The sequence below is a fragment of the Streptomyces sp. NPDC050164 genome, from assembly GCF_044459945.1.
Taxonomy (GTDB): domain Bacteria; phylum Actinomycetota; class Actinomycetes; order Streptomycetales; family Streptomycetaceae; genus Streptomyces; species Streptomyces coeruleorubidus_A.
In genome coordinates this window covers 38,208-51,396 of sequence record NZ_JBITJK010000002.1, presented here as the reverse complement: position 1 = coordinate 51,396, position 13,189 = coordinate 38,208, and the positions used below count along the sequence as shown (strand labels likewise).

General features: G+C 69.7%; 7 protein-coding genes. 5 read left to right on the top strand and 2 right to left on the bottom strand.

What is annotated here, in order from left to right; all coding sequences use genetic code 11:
* Positions 1-7: 7 nt before the first annotated feature.
* Positions 8-403 carry a nuclear transport factor 2 family protein gene (locus tag ACIBNA_RS03010; protein ID WP_399163538.1) on the top strand — a complete coding sequence of 132 codons (396 nt, stop codon included), beginning with the start codon at positions 8-10 and terminating at the stop codon, positions 401-403.
* Positions 404-578: 175 nt separating this feature from the next.
* Here ACIBNA_RS03010 and rpsT read toward each other — a convergent pair whose 3' ends face one another.
* On the bottom strand, positions 579-845 hold the full coding sequence (rpsT, locus tag ACIBNA_RS03005) for a 30S ribosomal protein S20 (RefSeq protein WP_086849999.1): 267 nt from the start codon (positions 843-845) through the stop codon (positions 579-581).
* 243 nt (positions 846-1,088) lie between these two features.
* Between rpsT and lepA the strand changes: the two genes are divergently transcribed.
* Both lepA and ACIBNA_RS02995 read left to right on the top strand, forming a co-directional pair.
* A complete protein-coding gene (gene lepA / locus ACIBNA_RS03000; RefSeq protein ID WP_399163537.1) occupies positions 1,089-2,957 on the top strand; it encodes a translation elongation factor 4 in 1,869 nt (622 codons plus the stop codon).
* Between the two features lie 264 nt (positions 2,958-3,221).
* On the top strand, positions 3,222-5,096 hold the full coding sequence (locus ACIBNA_RS02995; RefSeq protein WP_399163536.1) for an AMP-dependent synthetase/ligase: 1,875 nt from the start codon (positions 3,222-3,224) through the stop codon (positions 5,094-5,096).
* A 158-nt stretch (positions 5,097-5,254) separates the two neighbouring features.
* Here the strand turns inward: ACIBNA_RS02995 and ACIBNA_RS02990 are convergent, their stop codons facing one another.
* Complete coding sequence (locus tag ACIBNA_RS02990; RefSeq protein ID WP_399163535.1) at positions 5,255-9,460, bottom strand: HAMP domain-containing protein; 4,206 nt, start codon at positions 9,458-9,460, stop codon at positions 5,255-5,257.
* A gap of 177 nt (positions 9,461-9,637) precedes the next feature.
* On the opposite strand from ACIBNA_RS02990, the gene ACIBNA_RS02985 reads away from it, so the two are divergent.
* Together ACIBNA_RS02985 and hemW are read left to right on the top strand one after the other, a co-directional pair.
* The gene (locus ACIBNA_RS02985; protein ID WP_399163913.1) at positions 9,638-11,893 is read left to right on the top strand and encodes a SpoIIE family protein phosphatase; all 2,256 of its coding nucleotides are present in this window, start codon (positions 9,638-9,640) and stop codon (positions 11,891-11,893) included.
* Positions 11,894-11,920: 27 nt separating this feature from the next.
* Positions 11,921-13,153 (top strand): radical SAM family heme chaperone HemW, encoded by a 1,233-nt coding sequence (hemW, locus tag ACIBNA_RS02980; protein ID WP_399163534.1) that lies wholly within the window; start codon positions 11,921-11,923, stop codon positions 13,151-13,153.
* Positions 13,154-13,189: the final 36 nt, after the last annotated feature.

Genomic DNA, 13,189 nt, shown 5'->3' with positions numbered 1-13,189 from the left:
GAAGGACATGGCTGAACACCCGCACGCAGCGCTGGTCCGCAAGGGATTCGAGGCCTTCTCGCGCGGTGACATGGATACCTTGCGCGGGCTGATCTCCGGGGACGCCACACACCACGTACCCGGAGATCACCCGTTGTCGGGCGACTTCAAAGGGGTGGACTCGATCATCGAGATGTACGAGCGGCTCGGCGCGGAGACCAACGGGACGGCGCGTGCCGAACTGATCGGCACCGCTGTCGACGGACGCGGCCACGCGGTCGGCATGACCCGCTTCACGGCCGAGCGCAACGGCAAGCGCCTGGACGACACCGGATGCCTCGTCTTCCGGATCGTCGGAGACAAGTTCACCGACATCGACGAGTGTGTCGAGGACATCGACAAGAACAACGAATTCTGGTCCTGAACAGGCCGAAGGCCGGGTGCCCTCCCATGGGGAACAGGAGGGCGCCCGGCCTTCGGTTCAAGCTGCTGGATCCGCGCCCGCGTGGCGAACGCAGGCCGCGCGCGGACCCGAGGGGTGCCGGACGGGAGCGGATGAGAGAGGGCCCGCTCGATTCCCTCCGGCGTCACATCAGATGTCAGCCCTTGAGCGCGGCGACCTTCTGAGCCAGCGCCGACTTCTTGTTGGCAGCCTGGTTCTTGTGGATGACGCCCTTCGAGACGGCCTTGTCGAGCTGACGCGCGGCAGCGCGCTGGTACTCGGTGGCCTTCTCGGCGTCACCCGCGGCAGCAGCCTCACGGGCCTTGCGGATCGCGGTCTTGAGGGAGGACTTGACGGCCTTGTTGCGCAGCCGCGCCTTCTCGTTGGTCTTGATCCGCTTGATCTGGGACTTGATGTTCGCCACGAATGAGCCTTCTCAGGTTCTGGCACGGGGCCGCACGGGTGCCGCACGGTCTGTACCGGGTGATTTCTTGAGGAGTGCCTCCTGCGAGAGGGCATGAGGCACAGCCCCCCACGGTACCAGCGGGCTCATTCATGGCCCAAACCCGTCCATGGTCCCCACCCGTGGGACCATGGAGGCTACGTATCGATCCGATCCGACCCGAGACCGCAGACACTGCGGACGCCTCAAGAATCAGGACCCTGCGTGCCCGCGATCCCTAGCCATGTGCCCGAGCCGAGCCGTACCGACCCGGCTCTGATCCGCAACTTCTGCATCATCGCGCACATCGACCACGGCAAGTCCACGCTCGCCGACCGGATGCTCCAGCTGACCGGAGTGGTCGAGCAGCGGCAGATGCGTGCTCAGTACCTCGACCGCATGGACATCGAGCGTGAGCGCGGCATCACGATCAAGTCCCAGGCGGTGCGGCTCCCGTGGGCCCCGTCCCACGACAAGAGCAACACGCACATCCTGAACATGATCGACACCCCGGGGCACGTCGACTTCACCTACGAGGTCTCGCGATCGCTCGCCGCCTGTGAGGGCACCATCCTCCTGGTCGACGCCGCCCAGGGCATCGAGGCGCAGACCCTCGCCAACCTGTACCTGGCGATGGAGAACGACCTCACGATCATCCCCGTGCTGAACAAGATCGACCTGCCGGCCGCGCAGCCGGAGAAGTTCGCCGAGGAGCTCGCCCACCTCATCGGGTGCGAGCCCGACGACGTGCTCAAGGTGTCCGCCAAGACCGGGCTCGGTGTCGAGGCGCTGCTGGACAAGGTCGTCGAGCAGGTCCCGGCCCCGGTCGGCGTGAAGGACGCCCCCGCGCGTGCCATGATCTTCGACTCCGTCTACGACTCCTACCGGGGCGTGGTGACGTACGTCCGTGTCATCGACGGGCAGCTCAACAAGCGCGAGCGCATCAAGATGATGTCCACGGGCGCCACGCACGAGCTGCTGGAGATCGGCACCAACTCGCCGGAGATGCTGTCGGCCGACGGCCTGGGCGTCGGCGAGGTGGGCTATCTGATCACCGGCGTGAAGGACGTCCGCCAGTCCAAGGTCGGTGACACCGTCACCAGCCAGCACAAGGGAGCCCAGGAGGCGCTCGGCGGGTACAAGGACCCCAAGCCGATGGTGTTCTCCGGCCTCTACCCCCTGGACGGCTCGGACTACCCGGAGCTGCGTGAGGCCCTCGACAAGCTCCAGCTCAACGACGCCGCGCTGGTCTACGAGCCGGAGACCTCCGCCGCCCTGGGCTTCGGCTTCCGCGTCGGTTTCCTCGGCCTGCTGCACCTGGACGTGATCCGGGAGCGGCTGGAGCGCGAGTTCGGCCTCGACCTGATCGCGACCGCCCCGAACGTGGTCTACCGCGTCCTCATGGAGGACGGCAGCGAGCACACGGTCACCAACCCGAGCGAGTTCCCCGAGGGCAAGATCTCGGAGGTCTACGAGCCGGTCGTGCGGGCCACCATCCTGGCGCCCAGCGAGTTCATCGGCTCGATCATGGAGCTGTGCCAGACCCGGCGCGGTGTCCTGCTCGGCATGGACTACCTCTCCGAGGAGCGGGTCGAGATCCGCTACACCCTCCCGCTCGCCGAGATCGTCTTCGACTTCTTCGACCAGCTGAAGTCCAAGACCCGCGGTTACGCCTCCCTCGACTACGAGCCCACCGGCGAGCAGACCTCCAGCCTGGTCAAGGTCGACATCCTGCTGCACGGCGACAAGGTCGACGCCTTCTCGGCGATCACCCACAAGGACCAGGCGTACGCCTATGGCGTGCGGCTCGTCGCCAAGCTCAAGGAGCTCATCCCGCGGCAGGCCTTCGAGGTGCCGGTCCAGGCCGCCATCGGCTCCCGGGTCATCGCCCGCGAGACCATCCGTGCCATCCGCAAGGACGTCCTCGCCAAGTGTTACGGCGGTGACATCTCCCGTAAGCGGAAGCTGCTGGAGAAGCAGAAGGAGGGCAAGAAGCGGATGAAGATGGTGGGTTCCGTGGAGGTTCCGCAAGAGGCGTTCATCGCCGTCCTGTCGAGCGATGACAGCGCGGGGTCGGGCAAGGGCAAGAAGTAGTCACGGGTTACCGCGGGTTACACCGCAAACCGGGTAGAACAGGGGCACGTCGTGCGAAAGTACGGCGGGCCCCTGTGCGTATGCGGGGTAGCTCTCTGTAGGAAGTGACAGGCCGCGGGCCCTTACGCAGCGGCCGGTCGACCTTTACTCTGATCCCTGCTCGATAGTTACTCGTGAGTTAAACAACAGCTCGCGAACAGCAGCTCGTGAGTGAAAACCAGCCGCACCTGAGCCAGCCGCACTGTCGCGGGCCCGGAGGATGTCGTGAGCGACACACAGACACTGATCGAGAACCGTCCGCCGTCCGTGGCGAGCCTCTTCCTGGAGCGCGTGGCGGCCACGCCGGACGCCGAGGCCTACCGCTATCCGGTGCCCGCGTCCTCCGGGCAGGGGCCGGACGAGTGGAAGTCACTGAGCTGGGCGCAGGCCGCCGAGCGGATCCACGCCATCGCGGCCGGGCTCATCGAGCTGGGCGTGCAGCCCGAGCAGCGCGTCGCCCTCGCTTCCAGCACCCGCATCGAGTGGATCCTCGCCGACCTCGGCATCATGTGCGCCGGCGCCGCGACGACCACGGTCTACCCGCAGACCAACGCCGAGGAATCGGCGTACATCCTGTCGGACTCCGAGAGCCGGGTGCTCATCGCGGAGAACGTCGAGCAGCTGGCCAAGGCGCAGGAGAAGCGCGCCGAGCTGACCGACCTGACCCACGTCGTGGTCGTCGACCCGGCCGGGGTCGAGACCGCCGACTGGATCCTCACCCTCGACGAGCTGGAGAAGCGCGGCGCGGCCCGGCTGGAGAAGGACCCCGACCTGATCAGGGAGCGGGTCGGCGCCATCACCAAGGACCAGCTGGCCACCCTCATCTACACCTCCGGCACCACCGGCCGCCCCAAGGGCGTGCGCCTCCCGCACGACAACTGGTCCTACATGGCGAAGGCGATCGCCGCGACCGGGCTGATCAGCAGCGAGGACGTGCAGTACCTGTGGCTGCCCCTCGCCCACGTCTTCGGCAAGGTCCTCACCTCCGGCCAGATCGAGGTCGGGCACGTCACCGCCGTGGACGGCCGCGTCGACAAGATCATCGAGAACCTGCCGGTGGTGCAGCCGACGTACATGGCGGCCGTGCCGCGCATCTTCGAGAAGGTCTACAACGGTGTCGCCGCGAAGGCCCGCGCGGGCGGCGGGGCCAAGTACAAGATCTTCCAGTGGGCCGCGGAGGTCGCCCGCGAGTACGCCAAGGTCGCCCAGGACAACTTCCGGCGTACCGGGACCGCGTCCGTGCCGTTCGGGCTGGGCGCGAAGCACAAGGTCGCGGACGCGCTGGTGTACGCCAAGATCCGGGAGGCCTTCGGGGGCAACCTGCGGGCGTGCGTCTCGGGTTCGGCGGCGCTGGCACCCGAGATCGGGTTCTTCTTCTCCGGCGCCGGCATCCACATCCTGGAGGGCTACGGCCTGACCGAGTCCTCGGCCGCGTCGTTCGTGAACCCGGGCGAGGCCTACCGCACCGGTACGGTCGGCAAGCCGCTGCCCGGCACGGAGGTGCGGATCGCCGACGACGGGGAGATCCTGCTGCGCGGCCCCGGCGTCATGGAGGGCTACCACAAGCTGCCCGAGAAGACCGCCGAGGTGCTGGAGCCGGACGGCTGGTTCCACACCGGGGACATCGGGGAGCTGTCGCCCGACGGGTATCTGCGGATCACCGACCGCAAGAAGGACCTGATCAAGACGTCGGGCGGCAAGTACATCGCGCCGGCCGAGGTCGAGGGGCAGTTCAAGGCGGTGTGCCCGTACGTGTCCAACATCCTCGTGCACGGGGCCGACCGGAACTTCTGCACGGCGCTCATCGCGCTCGACGAGGTCGCCATCACCGAGTGGGCCAAGGAGAACGGGCTGGAGGGGAAGTCGTACGCGGAGATCGTTTCCTCGCCGGTCACGGTGGAGATGGTCGACGGGTACGTGAAGCAGCTCAACGAGGGGCTTCAGCGGTGGCAGACGATCAAGAAGTTCCGGTTGCTGCCGCGGGATCTCGATGTGGAGCACGGTGAGATCACGCCGAGTCTGAAGCTGAAGCGGCCGGTCGTGGAGCGGGAGTACAAGCATCTGATCGAGGAGATGTACGAGGGGTCGCGCGAGGCGTAAGGAGGCGGCGCGGGGATTCGTCGGCGGCTGCGGGTTCGTTGTGGTTGCTCGCGCAGTTCCCCGCGCCCCCAAGAGCCTCCATCCACAGGGCGGTCAGGTTGTCCTCCATGTCGTCGACCAGGAGGATTCCGGCGCGTCCGGGTGGCCGGCCGCGCTGCTCATGTTTCCTCTTCCCCGTCCCCGGGGTTCAGCAGTTCGCAGACGACCGTCAGCAGCCGGTCGATGTCCACCGGCTTGGGCACGTAGTCGTTGGCGCCGCGGGCGATGGACTTCTCGCGGTCGCCGGGCATCGCCTTCGCGGTCAGGGCGACGATGGGCAGGTCCGCCCAGCGCGGGGTGCGGCGGATGGCGCAGATCGTCTCGTAGCCGTCCATCTCCGGCATCATGATGTCCATCAGGATCAGTTCGACGTCCGGGCTGCGCTCCAGCGTCTCGATGCCCTCGCGGCCGTTCTCCGCGTACAGCACGGTCATGCCGACGCGGCCGAGGACATGGGTGAGGGCGAAGACGTTGCGGATGTCGTCGTCGACGATCAGCACCCGCCGCCCGGCCACGATCCGGCCCGGCCTGCCGGACGTCCACGCCTCCAGCCTGGTCGGCGAGGGCCAGGCGTCGTCCGTGTCGTACGCGGCGTCGTCCGTGTCGTACGCGGCCGGGAACGGTCCCGCGGTGGCCGGCTGGAGGGGAGGGGGGAGTTCGGGGCGGTCCTCGGGGGCAGGTCCCGGTGCCGTGTGACCGGGGCTCACGACAGGCACGTACAGGGTGAACGTGGAGCCCTTGCCGGGTTCGCTCTCGGCGACGATCCGGCCGCCGAGCAGGCCCGCGATCTCCCGGCTGATGGACAGGCCGAGGCCGGTGCCGCCGTACTTGCGGTTGGTGGTGCCGTCGGCCTGCTGGAACGCCTCGAAGATCACCGGGAGTTTCTCCGGCGCGATCCCGATGCCCGTGTCGGACACGACGAAGGCGATGACGTCGGCGGTGTCCCGGACTCCCCCACTCTCGACTTCTCCCCCACTCTCGACTTCTCCCCCACTCTCGACTTCGCTCGAGCGGGGGGACCCCCATGAGCGGGGGGACCCCCATCGGTGCTCGGTGTTCCGCACCCGGTCGACCCGCAGCTCGACCTTGCCCGTCGCGGTGAACTTGATCGCGTTGGACAGGAGGTTGCGCAGGATCTGCTGGAGCCGCTGTTCGTCCGAGTACATCTCGCGCGGTACGTCCTCGCCGACCGCCAGCTCGAAGGCGAGGCCCCGGTCCAGGGTGAGGGGGCGGAACGTGGCGTGGACGTAGTCGAGCAGCTTGATCACCGGCAATCGCTTCGGGCGTACGTCCATCCGGCCCGCCTCGATCTTCGACAGGTCCAGGATGTCGTTGATCAGCTGGAGCAGGTCCGAGCCCGAGCGGTGGATCGTCGTCGCGAACTGCACCTCCTGGTCCGAGAGATGACCGTCCGGGTTGTCGGAGAGCAGCCGCGCCAGGATCAGCAGGGAGTTCAGCGGTGTGCGCAGCTCGTGCGACATGTTCGCCAGGAACTCCGACTTGTACTGGGAGGACGTGGCCAGCAGGGCGGCCTTCTCCTCCAGTTCGGCGTTGGAGCGCTGCAACTCGGCCTGCTGTTTCTGCAGTTCGTCCGAGCGTTCCTGGAGCTGCATGGCCAGGCGCTGGGACTCGCCCAGCAGGGACTCCGTGCGGGAGTTGGCGATGATCGTGTTGATGGCGACGCCGATGGTGTTGACGAACTGGTCGAAGAAGGCCAGGTGCACGTCGGAGAAGCGGGAGAAGGAGGCGAGTTCGATGACGCCGAGGAGCTTGTCCTCGAAGAGGATCGGGATGATGACGATCGTCGTGGGAGCCGCCTCGCCGAGACCGCTGTTGATCTTGATGTAGTCGGGCGGGGCGCCCTCGACCAGGATCCGCTTCTTCTCCCGGGCCGCCTGCGCCACAAGGCCGTGCACCGGGAGGGCGCCGGTCTCGACGGTCGCGTCCTGGGCGGCGCCGTATCCGGCGATGAAGGCCAGGCCCTTCGTCGGCACGGTGGTGCGCAGGGCCGCGCCGTCCTCGTCGGGGTCGGCCAGGTAGAACGCGCCGTACTGGGCGTTCACCAGCGGGGTCAGCTCGCGCAGAATCAGGTCGGCGACCTCCATCAGGTCGCGGTGGCCCTGCATCAGGGCGGCGAGGCGGGCCAGGTTGGACTCCAGCCAGTCCTTCGCGCGGGTCGTCTCGCGCAGGTTGGCCACCATCAGGTTGATGTTGTCTTTCAGCTCGGCCACCTCGCCGCGGGTCTCGACCGTGATCGAGCGGGACATGTCGCCCTGGGCCACGGCGGAGGCGACCTCGGCGATCGCGCGGACCTGGGTGGTGAGGTTCGAGGCCAGTTCGTTGACGTTCGTCGTCAGGCGCTTCCAGGTGCCGTAGACGCCCTCGACCCGGGCCTGGCCGCCGAGTTGGCCCTCGCTGCCGACCTCGCGGGCCACGCGCGTGACCTCCGAGGAGAAGGAGGACAGCGTGTCGACCATCGTGTTGATCGTGGTCTTCAGCTCCAGGATCTCGCCGCGCGCGTCCACGTCGATCTTCCGGGACAGGTCGCCCTGCGCCACGGCCGTCGCGACCTGGGCGATGTTGCGCACCTGGGAGGTGAGGTTGTCGGCCATGGAGTTGACGTTGTCCGTCAGATCCCGCCAGACGCCGGAGACGCCCAGCACCTGCGCCCGGCCGCCGAGCCGGCCGTCGGTGCCGACCTCGCGGGCGACGCGCGTGACCTCGTCGGCGAAGGCGCGCAGCTGCTCCACCATCGTGTTGACGGTGTCCTTGAGTTCGAGGATCTCGCCGCGGGCGTCGACCGTGATCTTCTTCGACAGGTCGCCGTTGGCGACGGCGGTCGTGACCTGGGCGATGTTGCGGACCTGGGAGGTCAGGTTCAGCGCCATGAAGTTGACGTTGTCGGTGAGGTCCTTCCAGACGCCGGAGACGCCCCGGACCTGGGCCTGGCCGCCGAGGTTGCCCTCGGTGCCGACCTCGCGGGCGACGCGGGTCACCTCGTCGGCGAAGGCGGAGAGCTGGTCGACCATCGTGTTGATCGTGGACTTGAGCTCCAGGATCTCGCCCTTGGCCTCCACCGTGATCTTCTTGCCGAGGTCGCCCTGGGCGACGGCGGTGGAGACCTGGGCGATGTTGCGCACCTGGGAGGTGAGGTTGTCGGCCATGAAGTTGACGTTGTCCGTGAGGTCCTTCCAGACGCCGGAGACACCCCGGACCTGAGCCCGGCCGCCGAGGTTGCCCTCGGTGCCGACCTCGCGGGCGACCCTCGTGACCTCGTCGGCGAAGGCGGAGAGCTGGTCGACCATCGTGTTGATGGTCGACTTGAGCTCCAGGATCTCGCCGCGGGCGTCGACCGTGATCTTCTGGGACAGGTCGCCGTTGGCCACGGCCGTCGTCACCTGGGCGATGTTGCGGACCTGGGAGGTCAGGTTCGACGCCATGAAGTTGACGTTGTCGGTGAGGTCCTTCCACACCCCGGACACGCCCCGGACCTGAGCCCGGCCGCCCAACTGGCCCTCGGTGCCGACCTCCCGGGCCACGCGGGTGACCTCGTCGGCGAAGGCGGAGAGCTGGTCCACCATCGTGTTCACGGTCAGCTTCAGCTCCAGCAGCTCGCCGGTCGCCTCCACCGTGACCGTGCGGGTCAGGTCGCCGCGCGCCACCGCCGTCGTGACCGCCGCGATGTCCCGCACCTGGGCCGTCAGCCGGGACGCCATCGCGTTGACGGCCTCCGTCACGTCCCGCCAGCTTCCCGAAAGCCCCTGCACCTTGGCCCGGCCGCCGAGCCGTCCCTCGGTGCCCACCTCGCGCGCAACCCGCGTCACCTCGCCGGTGAACAGGGAGAGCTGGTCCACCATCTTGTTCACGGCCCGGCCCAGGCGCCGCAGGTCGCCGCGTAACTCCCGTGTGCCGTCGTGCAGATCGACCCGCTGGGTCAGATCGCCGCCGGCCACCGCGTCCAGCACGCGCGTGGCGTTCGCCGCCGGGGCGACCAGGGCGTCGAGCAGCTGGTTCACGTCGTTGACGCGGGATGTCCACAGGCCCTGCCCCGGACTGGCCGACAGCCGCTCGTCGAGCCGGCCGTGGCGCACCAGCTCCCTCTTCACGCGCTGCACCTCGGTCGTGAAGTGAACGCTGCGGTCCATGATCTGGTTGAAGACCGCGGTGAGTTCGGCCACCATCCCGTGGCCGGTTTCCGGCACCTTCGTGAAGTCACCGTCGCGTGCTGCTGTCATGGCTGCGAGCAGGGGACGCAGATCGGATGCACGAATTTGACCGTCTTCGTGCCGGTCTTCGACCACAGGAGTAGCACTGTTCTCACTCATGGCGGCCCACTTCGGTAACTCGGCGCTTATGGGCGTGGCCAGTCTGTCACCCTGTCGGCATCGACTGTGGCGTATTCGTACGAACTGCCCGGGGAGCTGTCCATGGGGGCCATTCCGACGCAGCGGGAGACCGCTTCCCGTGCCTCAGAGGCGCCTGCCCACGCTTCGGAGATGCCTGTGCCCGTGCACGAGGGGGCTGTCTCCGAGGAGTGTGCATTGCCTTGCGAGGCGCCGGTGCCCGCTTCCGAGGGGCCGGTGCCCGCTCCCGAGGGGCCGGTGCCCGCTCCCGAGGGGCCTGCGGTCGCTTTGGAGGCGCCGATGCTCGCTTCGGAGGCGGTCGGGGGCGCTTCTGAGGAGCCCATGGCCGCTTCCGAGGCGCCCGCGAAGGAGCACGCGCGGGCGTACGCGACCCTGTCCGGCAGCTCCGTCGCGCCGGGCGCCGCCCGCGCCGTGGTGCGCGCGGCGCTCGCCGAGTGGACCGGGCTCGGCCTGCCCGGCGCAGAGCACCTCACCGACCGTCTCGCCGACGACGCCCTGCTGGTCGTCAGCGAACTCGTCACCAACGCCGTCGTGCACGCCGGCACCGACGTCGAGCTGGAGTGCCGACTGGAATGCGACGGCACGGACACGGCCGCGCTCCTCGTCGAGGTCTCCGACCACCACCCCTCACGCGCCCCGCGCGGCGGCGAGCCGGAAACGCCGCACGACACCCCGGAGTACGGGCGTGGCCTGCGGCTCGTCGGCGCCCTCTCCGAGGCCTGGGGCATCACCTACCGCACGGGCCGGAAGACCGTATGGGCGCGGTTGCCCGCCGGGGGTTGTGCGGCGGCCGAGCAGATCGAGGCGTACGCCGGGGAGCACGCGCTGGCGCGCGGGCTGCGGATGGCGGAGATCCTGGCGCCGGAGCCGCCCCACGGACAGGACGACCGGGAGGGGGACCAGGGCCGGCGGCGTGCCGGAGCCGGCGCGGCCGAGCGACAGGGTGGGCATCCCCTGCGGGACGCGCGCGATTCAAGGGACCTGCATGACCCTGGCGGCTCCCATGACCTGCGCGACTGGCACGACCTGCGGGACTGGCGGGACCGGTACGAGGACTGCGACGGCCGCGACGGACACGACGGTGCCTGGCTGGGCCGCGGTGCCCTCTCCTTCCTCGCCGAGGCCTCCGACCTCCTCGCCGGACAGCTCGACGAGGACCTGGTCGCCGCCCTCGCAGGGCAGCTGATCGTGCCCCGGCTGGCCGACTGGTGCGCGGTGTGGCTGGAGGACGAGGCCACCGGCGGCGGCTGGAGCGGCGGGGCCGGAGCGGGCGGGCCCAGGCTGGCCCGGGTCTGGCACGGCAGCGAGAACCGCATCGAGGAGCTGCGCCGGGCCCTGGAGAAGGACGCGCCGCACCCGTCCGACCCGATAGGGTCCGGGCCGGTCGACTACCCCTGGCCCGGCGAGGCGCTCGGTGACGAGCCCGGCGAACCGGGCTCGGCCCTCGCGTACCGGCTCGTCGCCGGGGGACGCCCGCTGGGCACCCTCGTCATCGGACGGTCCGGTGCCGCCGGCTTCCCCGACGAGATCACCGGCCTCGCCGAGGACCTCAGCCGCCGGGTCGCGCTCGCCATCGGCGCGGCCCGCCAGTACGCCCGCCAGGCCACCATCAGCGCCGTACTCCAGCGCGGACTGCTGCCCGGCGCCGTGGCCGAGATCCCCGGGGTGCGCAGCGCCCTCGTCTACGAGCCGTGCGACAAGGGCGGGCCCAGCGGCGACTTCTACGACCTGTTCCCGGCCGGGGACGGCCGCTGGTGCTTCGCCGTCGGCGACGTCCAGGGCAAGGGGCCGGAAGCCGCCGTCGTGATCGGCCTGGCCCGGCCCTGGCTGCGGCTGCTGGCCCGTGAGGGCTACCGGGTCGCCGACGTCCTCGACCGTCTCAACCAGCTCCTGCTCGACGACGCCACGGAGGCCGCGGACGCGGCGGCCCGCGCGCTGGTGGCCGCCGGCGCCCGCCCGACCCCGCCCGGCGACGGCCCCCAGACGCGCTTCCTGTCCCTGTTGTACGGCGAGCTGGTCCCCTTCGACGGCGGTGTCCGCTGCACCGTCGCCTCCGCCGGGCACCCGCTGCCCCTTGTGCTCGGGGCGGGCGGCGAGGTCCACACGGCCGCGCAGCCCCAGACCCTCCTGGGCGTCATCGAGGACGCCACGTACACCAGCGAGACCTTCGAGCTGCGGTCCGGTGACACGCTGCTGTGCGTCACCGACGGTGTGACCGAGCGCCGCTCCGGCTCCCGCCAGTTCGACGACGGGGACGGGCTCGCGGCGGCGCTGGCAGGGTGCGCGGGGCTGGACGCGGAGCTGATAGCCGAGCGGATCAGGCGGCTGGTGCACGACTTCGGGGCGCGGCCCCCGGCCGACGATCTGGCGCTGCTGGTGCTGAAGGCAGAGTGACCGCGCGGGTGCTGGACAATGGAACGTATGCCTTCCGCACTCCCCGACGGCGAGCCCGTCCCCGACGACGGCGCGCTGCCCGCGTCCGCGCTCGCCGGGGCCGCCGACCGCCCGCTCGGGTTCTACCTGCACGTTCCGTACTGCGCGACCCGCTGCGGCTACTGCGATTTCAACACCTACACGGCGACCGAGCTGCGCGGCACCGGTGGTGTGCTGGCCTCGCGCGACAACTACGCCGAGACGCTGGTCGACGAGGTCCGGCTGGCCCGGAAGGTGCTGGGTGACGACCCGCGTCCGGTTCGTACGGTGTTCGTGGGCGGGGGTACGCCGACGCTGCTCGATGCCGGTGACCTGGTGCGGATGCTTGCGGCCGTCCGCGACGAGTTCGGGCTCGCGGAGGACGCCGAGGTCACGACGGAGGCGAACCCGGAGTCGGTGGATCCGGCGTATCTGGCGGCCCTGCGCGAGGGGGGCTTCAACCGGATCTCGTTCGGCATGCAGAGTGCGCGGCAGCATGTGCTGAAGGTGCTGGACCGCACGCACACGCCGGGGCGGCCGGAGGCGTGTGTGGCCGAGGCTCGTGCGGCCGGGTTCGAGCATGTGAATCTCGACCTGATCTACGGCACGCCGGGGGAGTCCGACGACGACTGGCGGGCGTCGCTGGACGCGGTGCTGGGGGCCGGGCCGGACCATGTCAGCGCGTACGCCCTGATCGTCGAGGAGGGGACGCAGCTGGCACGTCGGATCCGCCGGGGTGAGGTGCCGATGACCGACGACGATGTGCATGCCGACCGGTACCTGATCGCGGACGAGATCCTCTCGGGCGCGGGCTTCGAGTGGTACGAGGTGTCGAACTGGGCGACCTCCAAGGCGGGGCGGTGCCTGCACAACGAGCTGTACTGGCGGGGGGCCGACTGGTGGGGGGCCGGGCCAGGCGCGCACAGTCATGTGGGCGGGGTGCGGTGGTGGAACGTGAAGCATCCCGGGGCGTATGCGGGGGCGCTGGCGGCGGGGCGGTCGCCTGGGGCCGGGCGTGAGGTGCTGTCGGAGGAGGACCGGCGGGTCGAGCGGATTCTGCTGGAGCTGCGACTTCGGGAAGGTGTGCCGTTGTCGTTGCTGCGGGAGGAGGGGCTTGCGGCTTCGCGGCGGGCGCTGTCGGACGGGCTTCTGCGGGAAGAGCCGTACGAATCGGGGCGGGCTGTGCTCACTCTGCGGGGGCGGTTGCTGGCGGATGCGGTGGTTCGGGACCTCGTGGACTGAGGTGCTCGGCGTTGGCGCTGCGGCCGGGTGGGTGCG